The organism is Lapidilactobacillus dextrinicus DSM 20335, assembly GCF_001436095.1.
Classification (GTDB): domain Bacteria; phylum Bacillota; class Bacilli; order Lactobacillales; family Lactobacillaceae; genus Lapidilactobacillus; species Lapidilactobacillus dextrinicus.
Map to the genome: position 1 here is coordinate 61,946 of NZ_AYYK01000017.1, position 6,951 is coordinate 68,896.

The 6,951-nt window shown below is 37.5% G+C and carries 7 protein-coding genes, 1 tRNA gene and 2 pseudogenes; 3 read left to right on the top strand and 7 right to left on the bottom strand.

From position 1 onward, the window contains the following. Positions 1–5: 5 nt before the first annotated feature. The 6 genes from rsmD to FC84_RS07600 form a co-directional block, all read right to left on the bottom strand. On the bottom strand, positions 6–560 hold the full coding sequence (gene rsmD, locus FC84_RS07575; protein WP_057757412.1) for a 16S rRNA (guanine(966)-N(2))-methyltransferase RsmD: 555 nt from the start codon (positions 558–560) through the stop codon (positions 6–8). Beyond that, complete coding sequence (locus FC84_RS07580; protein ID WP_057757414.1) at positions 560–838, bottom strand: YlbG family protein; 279 nt, start codon at positions 836–838, stop codon at positions 560–562. The genes rsmD and FC84_RS07580 overlap by 1 nt, the downstream gene beginning before the upstream one ends. Continuing rightward, a complete protein-coding gene (locus FC84_RS07585) occupies positions 838–2,028 on the bottom strand; it encodes an FtsW/RodA/SpoVE family cell cycle protein (RefSeq protein WP_057757416.1) in 1,191 nt (396 codons plus the stop codon). Before FC84_RS07585 ends, FC84_RS07580 begins: the two co-directional genes overlap by 1 nt. Before the next feature lie 151 nt (positions 2,029–2,179). After that, positions 2,180–4,024, bottom strand: coding sequence for a translational GTPase TypA (typA, locus tag FC84_RS07590; RefSeq protein ID WP_057757418.1), 1,845 nt, complete (start codon positions 4,022–4,024; stop codon positions 2,180–2,182). Between the two features lie 109 nt (positions 4,025–4,133). Next, positions 4,134–4,907, bottom strand: coding sequence for an inositol monophosphatase family protein (locus FC84_RS07595; RefSeq protein WP_057757420.1), 774 nt, complete (start codon positions 4,905–4,907; stop codon positions 4,134–4,136). 11 nt (positions 4,908–4,918) lie between these two features. Continuing rightward, positions 4,919–5,197: a UPF0223 family protein gene (locus FC84_RS07600; protein ID WP_057757423.1), complete on the bottom strand. Its 279-nt coding sequence runs from the start codon at positions 5,195–5,197 to the stop codon at positions 4,919–4,921. A gap of 174 nt (positions 5,198–5,371) precedes the next feature. Here FC84_RS07600 and def point away from each other — a divergent pair, with 174 nt between their 5' ends. The 3 genes and pseudogenes from def to FC84_RS09230 all read left to right on the top strand — a co-directional run. Next, positions 5,372–5,938 (top strand): peptide deformylase, encoded by a 567-nt coding sequence (gene def, locus FC84_RS07605; RefSeq protein ID WP_057757425.1) that lies wholly within the window; start codon positions 5,372–5,374, stop codon positions 5,936–5,938. 419 nt (positions 5,939–6,357) lie between these two features. Further along, a pseudogene (locus FC84_RS09225) lies at positions 6,358–6,528 on the top strand (IS3-like element ISEnfa3 family transposase); the annotation flags it as partial. Between the two features lie 6 nt (positions 6,529–6,534). Further along, a pseudogene (locus tag FC84_RS09230) lies at positions 6,535–6,654 on the top strand (IS3 family transposase); the annotation flags it as partial. A gap of 125 nt (positions 6,655–6,779) precedes the next feature. Here FC84_RS09230 and FC84_RS07615 read toward each other — a convergent pair. After that, a tRNA-Ser gene (locus tag FC84_RS07615) sits at positions 6,780–6,870 on the bottom strand. Positions 6,871–6,951 lie beyond the last annotated feature (81 nt).

Sequence of the window (6,951 nt, forward strand, 5' to 3'; positions counted from 1 at the left end):
AACACTCATCCCTTGTGATATTGATAGACAGAAATTTTAGTAATGCCATAATCATGACGCTTTAGTAATTCAAAATGTTCTGGCAACGCGATATCGTCTTCTTTTTCTGTTTCGACGATGATATGTGCTTGATCTGCCAATAATGACAAATCAGCTAATTTTTCTAATAACTGTTGAATGATTTTGAAGCGATAAGGTGGGTCTAAAAAGACATAGTTAAACTTCCGATTTTCTGTTGCTAATGTACCTAAGGCAGTTTGGGCAGAAGATTTGAGCAAACGAAACTTCTCCGCCTCTTTGGTAATGGCGATATTTTCATTAATAACAGCTTGAGCTTGACGCTGTTTATCAACTAGAACTGCGGAATCACACCCGCGCGACACTGCTTCAATACCTAAACCACCAGTTCCTGCAAAAAGATCTAAAACCTGACCACCATCAAAATACGGACCGATCATACTAAATAATGCTTCCTTAACCTTATCCGTTGTTGGTCGAGTTTGATTACCGGGAACCGCCTTTAATCGACGACCACCATATGTTCCTGAAATAACTCGCATTAATTCTCACCTGTACTGGCTGCTTGAGCTTCTTCATCTAGCTTAGCGCCTAAATTCATATTAATTTGTTGACGTGGTGAAACTTCCACTTTTTTAACGAAGCGTAAATTATTTAACGTCTTAACCGTTGAATCTAACTGTTTCTCATCAATATACATGACCACATACTTCATTCGTTTTGAAACATAATAGATCATCCCATAACGACGTAATTGCCTAATTTGCTTCAATGAGTAAACCCAAATTGAAAGTGAAACGCGTTCTTTGATCGCAAACATTATCGCACCCTCTTTTCTCGTTTACGTTTTTCGGTTGCACTAATATTCAAAACTAAGCCCATACAAATTGATAAAATAATGATACTTGAACCACCATAACTAATAAATGGCAACGTCACCCCGGTAATCGGAATTAAGCCTAATAAACCACCCACGTTAATAAATGTTTGCACAAACAAAATTGCCGATACACCGTAACAAACCAACATATGGTACGTATTGCGCGAACGCATCCCAATTAATAAGCTCCGGACAATTAGAATGCCTAATAAAATTAAAATTAATGTGGCACCCACAATACCTAACTCTTCTGCAGTAATTGAGAGAATAAAGTCGGTATATGGCTCGGGTAAATAACCTAGCTTTTGAATACTATTGCCTAAACCACGACCAAACCAGCCGCCATTGTTGATAGCATAGTAAGAATTAACTAATTGAGCTCCACCGTGCTGTTCCAATTGAAACGGGTGTAAGAATGAACGAAAACGATCCAACTGATATAACTTCAAACCTGAAATTTTCAAAAGGAAGGAGGATTTATTCAAATGGCCAATAATATTAACTAAAATACCAAATAACCCTAAAATACCAACACCACCTACCACTGTAAACCACCAGGCTACGCCGCTAGCGCCAATTAATACCACAGCGATAAAAGATAGAATTAAAGCGCCACCTAGGTCAGGCTGAATCATTGTTAAGACAACGAATAAAACCGTCAAAGCTAATGGTGCAGCAAAAACTTCACCGGGTCGTTTATTGATCAACTTCTTTTCCCGACGACCCAATATATAAGCAAAATATAGAACCAAGGTCAACTTTGCAATTTCTACTGGCTGAATATTAAAGGGGCCAATATTAATCCAACCAACAGCGCCATTTTGAGCTGCGGAAGGATTGAAATGACTAATCAGTCGCAAGAGAAGCAGTAGTCCAAGTGTAGAGATGACCGCAATCATTACAGTACCCTTAGAATACCAAAAGCGAGCTCGGAACCAATAGGTAACAGCTGCCGCCACTAATCCCACCACAGCAAAGATTGCTTGGCGCTTTAAATACATTGTTGGCGAAAGATTTGATGCAATCAATTCACCAGAGCTTGCTGAATAGACCATGATAATACCAATAACAACTAATAATAAATAAGGGATTAAGATCCATGGATCTAAACGTCGTAGTTTTTCTTTCAAAAATGCCAGTTCCTTCCCAGATAATGATGGTTAGAACTATTATAACATCACTTATCACTACTAAAAAATAACGTCAACGACTTTTGTAAAAATAAAAGAAAAAGCACAAAACAAATAAGATTTGTTTTGTGCTTTGATAATGACAAATAAATTATTTCTTATCAGCCATTTTCTTTTGTTTATCTGATTTACGACGTTCGTTAGTGCCAAGAATCTTCTTACGTAAACGAACACTTTCAGGTGTTACTTCACAGTATTCATCTGAATTCAAGAATTCGATTGATTCTTCAAGTGTTAAGTTACGTGGTGTACGGATTGCAGCAGCATGGTCCTTACCTGAAGCACGAGTGTTAGTTAAGTTCTTACCCTTAGTAACGTTAACCGCAATGTCTTGCTCACGGCTACTTTGACCAACAATCATACCTTCGTACACTTCAACACCAGCATCGATAAATAGCTCACCACGGTCTTCTACTGATTGCAAGCTATAAGTAGTCGCAGGACCTTGGTTAATTGACACAAGAGCACCTGTACGACGTCCTGGCGTCCAGTTACGAATTATTGGCATGTATTTCTCATATGAGTGGTTCATGATACCATAACCACCAGTTTGTGATAAGAATTCAGTTGAATAACCGATTAAACCACGAGAAGGTGCTAAGAAAATCATCCGTGTTTGACCATTGCCAACTGATTCCATGTTTTGCATGTCACCTTTACGTTGAGCCATTGAGTCAATAACAGAACCAACATATTCATCAGGTGTATCAATTTGGACACTTTCAAATGGTTCGCTAAGCTTGCCATCGATTTCGCGATAGATAACTTCTGGACGAGAAAGCATTAATTCGAAGCCTTCACGACGTAATTCTTCAACCAAGATTGACAAGTGTAATTCACCACGACCAGAAACAACCCATGCACCTGGCAAATCAGTATCATCAACACGTAATGAAACGTCAGTCCGTAATTGAGCTTTCAGGCGATCTTCCAATTTACGAGCAGTAACAAATTTACCTTCACGACCAGCAAATGGTGAGTTGTTAACAGCAAATGTCATTTGTAGCGTTGGCGCATCAATTCGTAAAACTGGTAAGCGATCTTGTTGATCAGTTGGTGTTACAGTTTCACCGACGAAAATATCTTCCATACCAGAAACGGCAATTAAGTCACCAGCTTTAGCTTCGTTAACTTCAATTCGTTTCAAACCAAAGAAACCGAACAACTTGGTAACACGATAGTTCTTAGCAGTACCATCAAGTTTTAAGACAGAAACACTGTCACCGATCTTAATCTTACCGCGGAACACACGACCGATACCAATACGGCCAACATAATCATTATAATCAAGCATAGCAACTTGGAATTGCAATGGTTCATCACTGTTATCAACAGGTGCTGGGATTGTATCTAAAATTGTGTCAAAAACTGGATCCATTGTATGAGTTTGTGTATCAACTTCAGGATCCATACTTGAAGTACCATTGACAGCACTTGTATAAACAACTGGAAAATCAAGTTGGTCTTCATCGGCACCAAGTTCGATGAATAATTCTAAGACTTCATCAACAACTTCAGCTGGACGAGCGCCAGGACGATCAATCTTATTAATAACAACGATTGGTGTCAAATGTTGTTCCATGGCTTTTTTCAAAACAAATCGAGTTTGTGGCATTGTGCCTTCAAAAGCATCAACAACTAAGAGCACACCATCAACCATACGCATAATCCGCTCAACTTCACCACCGAAGTCGGCATGTCCTGGTGTATCTAAGATGTTGATCTTGTGGTCTTTATAATCAACGGCAGTAACCTTCGATAAAATAGTAATACCACGTTCACGTTCAATTGGATTAGTATCCATAGCGCGGTCTTCCAAGTTAATATGTTCATCAAGTGTATCAGATTGCTTTAATAATTCATTTACGAGCGTCGTTTTACCATGATCGACATGGGCGATAATGGCAATATTACGAATATCTTCACGTGTTTTCAATGAGTTTCTTCCTTCCAAAAAGCGTATGCGATAATAAAAATCATACAGACAAGTAAAATAATAACATATTATTTGTTAAGCTTACAGAAAATTATTTGTTAAATCGTTTTCAACTTTGTAATTTTGCGAAATTTTGCCAAACTGTGGGAATTCCCGCAATAATAATTTCACGTTTTAATAATGATGGTCGCTGACCGGCAATCGTATGAGCTTCAATGTTCAGCGCACTAGCAATTGCCCAACCTGCAGCAACATCCCATGGTGATAGATTAGAAATATAGCCAATTTGTTTACCCATAATAACTTGACTGAATTCAACACCAGCACTACCAGTAATCCGCGCACCAGAACTTAATCTAATTAAATCAGTCACCTGATTGATGTTTTCAGATAACATTCGACTATTAACGCCGATCAAACCGTCTTTAATATCAAGACTAGGCCGTTTAGATAGTGGACGACCGTTTAACATCACGCCAGTTTGCGGACCACCTACAACAAGGCGTTGGGCCATAACATCAAGAATGCCCCCAACAATTGGCTCACCATCGAGATAAACTCCAATCATAGTTGCAAAGTTTTCTTTTTGTTTGACGAAATTCATCGTGCCATCAATTGGATCAACAAAGAAAATCAGACCCGATAAATCATTAATCTCGTCTCCCAAACCTTCTTCACCATAAATTCGAGCTTCTGGATAATAGGTACGAATTTGATTAACATAGAACCGTTCAATCTCTTTGTCACGGTTAGTCACTAGATCGTTACGACCACTTTTGGTATTAACCTGTAACTCTTCTGTTAAGCTTTGCCTGATTTTATCGCCAGCAACTGTTAACCAAGCGACTAAATCATGCTGAATTTTTAATGGTTCAAGTTTCATAACTGCCCTCATTAGTTTTCCATCTTTATTGTCTTAGTCTTTGCTTGGGCTACAGCCTGAGTAACGCGATAAATCGAATAATCAGTTAATTGCTTAAACTCTCGATCAATCGTCTTTTGTTCCATTTTACTAGGAACGAAATTTATATAATTTGCCCAATCTTTTTGAAAAGTTGCAACGACGATTTTATTTTCATAAGCATCTTCTACATCAGTGAAAATTTTCATCACTGCCAACAACTTATCGTTCGACCATTCTGGATCAATTGGATATGTATAGTTTTCTTTCATTGGTTCGCTCCAATTATTATTTGCTATTTATCTTACCACATTTTAAGCCCTTTTTTATAGCCGCAAGTGTTATTAATTCACTTTGAATAATGCAATTATTTTCTCTAGGCTTTAAAATAACACTTTTTTTTGCTAGACTTTAACTAACTAGTCTAAATGTTTGGAGGAACTATCTTGTTTTTAATGAATGATATCGTCCGTGATGGTGATCCAGTTTTACGCGCCGTTGCTAAAAATGTGGAATTCCCCTTATCTGATGAAGATAAAAAGTTAGCTCATGATATGATGGAATATCTTGAAAATAGTCAAACACCTGAATTATCTGAAAAATACGGGCTTCGTCCTGGTGTTGGTTTGGCCGCTCCGCAAGTTGGTGTTTCTGAAATGATGGCAGCTGTTTTAGTGCCAAGTAACGAGGAAAATGATGACACTCCTGTTTTTAAAGAAGTTATTATCAATCCAGTTATCGTTAGTCACTCAGTGCAGCCAACGGCCTTATCTGAAGGTGAAGGTTGTCTCTCTGTTGATAAAGATGTACCTGGCTACGTAGTCCGCCATGACCGTATTACTGTTCGCTATCAAGACATGAACGGTGAGAAACATCAAATTCGCTTACGTGATTACCCTGCAATTGTTTGCCAACATGAAATTGATCATCTAAATGGTCACTTATACTATGATTTAATCAATAAGAAAGAACCTTTCTCTCTTCCTGACAAAAATACTGTTGTCATTGATTAAACTAAAATAACTAAAAAAGCAGTCGCAAGTGAAGTACCCCATAATAGTTAGACATAAAATCTAACTATTATGGGGTACTTTTTATGACCAAATATAGTTCCGCTTGAAGCACAGCTTCATCAAGCTTAATTAGAACGTGATGTCTTAAAAAATTTACCACCCCGATCGAAAATGTTTCAAACCGGCAAAAGACAGAAGCTATAATTTCGATTCGGGGTCATTTCCCACAAAAATATAAGCTGAATGAACTTATGACTATCTTTCAATTAAAGAGGTCTACTTATTACGATGAACGACAACGAATAGCGAACCCCTCCAGTAAGTATGATTATATTAAGAAACGGATTAATGCAATTTTCAATCAAAGCCATCAAACCTATGATCATCGGAGAATTAAAAAATATCTTGATGCCGAAGGCATTCATTCTGATCAGGGTTGGCATTATCAAACTACGGATTACCAGGATAAATTAAAGGCTTTGAACATCGTTCAAAGCATGTCAAGGAAAGGTAACTGTCTAGATAATGCACCAATTGAAAGTTTCTTTAGTTTACTAAAGCGTAAGTGTTTAAAGAGACATAAAATTCATAACCTAACTGAATTAATTCATATTACACATCAATATATCGATTGGTTTAATAATTTTAGAATTTCATTGAAAACAAAAGGCCTGACTCCTGTTCAATACAGAAATCAGACCATAGTCAGTCAATAAATATCAAAATATCTAACTTTTTTGTTGCACTTCAAAGGTGACTGCTTTTTATTATGCATTTATTTCGGAATAAAATAAAAAAGCATTCAGAATTAACTGAATGCTTTTAATTTGGTAGAGCGTAACGGAGAGTAAGGGATTCGAACCCTTGATACAGGATTATGCCCATATACATGATTTCCAATCATGCTCCTTCGGCCGCTCGGACAACTCTCCAACCTACGATAATTAATAAATTATCTCATTAACCAAAAAAATCGGTCTCACTGACCGATTTTGGTTAACTCCGGTTGTCAG

What these genes read in the sequence shown, in the direction of transcription:
- rsmD (WP_057757412.1), bottom strand. Translation starts at nt 560, where the DNA reads ATGCGAGTTATTTCAGGAACATATGGTGGTCGTCGATTAAAGGCGGTT.
- FC84_RS07595 (WP_057757420.1), bottom strand. Translation starts at nt 4,907, where the DNA reads ATGAAACTTGAACCATTAAAAATTCAGCATGATTTAGTCGCTTGGTTA.
- FC84_RS07580 (WP_057757414.1), bottom strand. Translation starts at nt 838, where the DNA reads ATGTTTGCGATCAAAGAACGCGTTTCACTTTCAATTTGGGTTTACTCA.
- FC84_RS07600 (WP_057757423.1), bottom strand. Translation starts at nt 5,197, where the DNA reads ATGAAAGAAAACTATACATATCCAATTGATCCAGAATGGTCGAACGAT.